The following is a 2,820-nucleotide window of genomic DNA, read 5'->3' on the forward strand; positions in this document are numbered from 1 at the left end:
ATACCGGCAGCCAGCGGATCCGTGCGGGCGGCCGTGGCCAGCGCCGCCCGCACGGCGTCCCAGTCGGTGCCGGTGCCGATCGCCGCCAGCCGCTGCCGCGTCGCGTCGTCGCACAGCGCGCCGGCGACGCCGGCCTCGTACAGGCCACGGGCGGACACGCCCAGTGCCGCGGCCACCGCGTGCTCACGGCCGAGATCGGTGTCGAACATAGCCGGGTCGTCGGTGGCCAGCGAGCAGCGCACCCCCGCCTCGACCAGCGCGGGCAGCGGATGCCCGGCAAGATCCGCCGCTGAGCGCGTCCGCAGGTTGGACACCGGGCAGACGTCCAGGACGACATCCCGCTCGACAAGATCGGCTACGAGGCCGGGATCGTCCAGGGCTCGGATGCCGTGCCGGATGCGGCGCGCGCCCAGGGCGTCCAACGCGCCGCGGATCGAGGCCGGCCCGCCGCTCTCCCCCGCGTGCGGGACGGCGGCCAGCCCGCCGTCGGCGGCGATGGCGAACGCCCGCGCGTACGGTTCGGGCGGGTGGCCGGCCTCCGGTCCGCCCAGCCCCAGGCCGACGATCCCCCGGTCGCGGAACCGGACCGCCTGGCGGGCCACCTCGCAGGCCTCCTCCGGCGGCAGGACACGGTCGATGTCGGGAGTGAGGCCCATGGGCAGGCCGAACCGTTCGCGGGCCTCGGCCACCCCGTCGGCGTAGCCGTTGAAGATCTCCTCCCAGGAGATCCCGCGCCGGACGCGGAACCACGGGGAGAAGATCCCCTCCACGTAGACCGCGCCGTGCGCGGATGCCTCGGCGGCGTAGTCGACGACGACCTGGCGGAAGTCCTCGGCGGTGCGCATCACATGTGTGGTGAGGACCCAGACCTCGATGAAGTGGTCGAAGTCCCGGAAGCGGTACAGCTCGGTGAGCTCCTCGACCGTCGTGGCCGGCAGCGCCTGCCCGTTACGCCGGGCCATCGCCAGCAGGGTCGCCGGACGGACCGTGCCCTCCAGGTGAACATGCAGTTCGATCTTCGGTCCGGTGGGCGGCCCGGTAGGCGGGCCAGCGGGCGCGGTCACTCCGACAGGCTAGCCGCCCCCTCCCGCCCAGGTGCGCGGACAGCCACCATCCCCCCGCCCCGCCAGGCGCCGGGAGCGGGCCCGCGAACGGAGCCGTGACCTCCGGAACCGCGGGCGCGCGGGCCGCGGGCCGCGGGGCACGGGGCACGGGGCACGGGGCACGGGGCACGCCACCGTCCTCTCGCGTGCTCTCCCAGCCGCTCGGTGGACGGTCCGTCCGGCCCGGCTCGGCCCGGCTCGGCTCGGCCCGGCCCGGCTCGGGGATGCTTCGTTCGGGAACTGCCCGTTCGGGACGGCCCAGAGCGCCGGTCAAGTAGCGCGCGGATCCCATCCACGACCACCCGCACAGGCCATGATCCAGAAGAGTTTGTCGTTGTGTACGCTTTTTGGCCGCAAAAGCGTACACAACGACAAAATTACGCCGATCTTCTCCGGTGGCCGACGTCCATCGAAGCATGCCACCGTTCAGGAGGGATACGTATGGCTACCTGGCCGGCGCTCTAGTCGTCCGGGACGGCCTGTCGTCCGCGGGACGGCCTATGTGGTGGCGACGATCGGCAGGGCGGTCGAGGAGAAGTGCGAGGCCACCCGGTCGTCCACGGGGTCCTGTGCGGGATCGCGGTGCACGGCCAGGTGCCGGTAGAGGGTGTCGCGCTGCGCCGGGATCCGGTCGGCCGCGCGGATGAGATGGATGAGCTCGCTCCGGTTGGTCCGGTGCCGGGCGCCGGCCGAGGAGACCACGTTCTCCTCCAGCATGACCGAGCCCAGATCGTCCGCGCCCATGTGCAGGGTGAGCTGGCCGACCTCCTTGCCGGTCGTCAGCCACGAGCCCTGCAGGTGCGCGATGTTGTCGAAGAACAGCCGGGCCACCGCCACCAGCCGCAGGTACTCGATGGTCGACGCCTGCGTGCGTCCGCGCAGGTGGTTGTTCTCCGGCTGGTAGGTCCACGGGATGAACGACCGGAAGCCACCGGTGCGGTCCTGCACGTCACGGATCATCCGCAGGTGCTCGATGCGCTCGGCGTTGGTCTCCCCGGTGCCCATCATGAACGTCGCGGTCGACTCGAGGCCGAGGCCGTGGGCGGTCTCCATCACCGACAGCCACACGTGCCCGGGCTCCTTCAGCGGGGCGATCGCGTGCCGGGGACGCTCGGTGAGGATCTCCGCGCCCGCGCCGGCGAAGCTGTCGAGCCCGGCGTCCCGCAGCCGGACAATGACCTCGGAGAAGCTCAGCCCGGACGTCCGGGCGATGTGGACGACCTCGCTGGCGCCCAGCGAGTGCAGGGCCAGCCGCGGGTAGGCCCGCTTGATCGCGGCGAAGGTGTTCTCGTACCACTCGATACCGAAGCCGGGATGGTGGCCGCCCTGGAGCATGATCTGGGTCGCGCCCAGCTCGACGGCCTCGCCGCATCTGGCGAGGATGTCGTCGACGTCGCGGACCCAGCCCTCCTTGTGGCCGGGCGCCCGGTAGAACGCGCAGAACCGGCAGGCGGTCACGCACACGTTCGTGTAGTTGATGTTCCTGTCGATGATGTAGGTGACGATGTCGTCCGGGAAGCGGCGACGGCGGACGGCGTCGGCGGCCCGTCCGAGCGCGTGCAGCGGCGCCCTGGTGTACAGCAGCAGCGCCTCGTCGGCGGTGATCCGCCCGCCGTCCGCGGCGTGCGCGAGCACGGACGCGGTCTCCTGGTCGCCGGCCACCGGTGTGCCCGCGACTGCCGTTGTTCCCGCTGCCGCTGTTTCCGGGGCTGCCGCT

Annotated in this window: 2 protein-coding genes; both read right to left on the reverse strand. The window is 72.3% G+C overall.

The annotated features are described in order from the left end of the window. Nucleotides 1-1,064 (reverse strand): adenosine deaminase (add, locus tag NBX02_RS20160; RefSeq protein WP_250292564.1); only part of this gene is annotated, 1,064 nt, incomplete at its 3' end. 537 nt (nucleotides 1,065-1,601) lie between these two features. Continuing rightward, nucleotides 1,602-2,765: a cyclic dehypoxanthinyl futalosine synthase gene (gene mqnC / locus NBX02_RS20165; RefSeq protein ID WP_250283276.1), complete on the reverse strand. Its 1,164-nt coding sequence runs from the start codon at nucleotides 2,763-2,765 to the stop codon at nucleotides 1,602-1,604. Nucleotides 2,766-2,820 lie beyond the last annotated feature (55 nt).

The sequence above is a fragment of the Protofrankia sp. CiP1_Cm_nod1 genome (assembly GCF_920888515.1).
Lineage (GTDB): Bacteria > Actinomycetota > Actinomycetes > Frankiales > Frankiaceae > Protofrankia.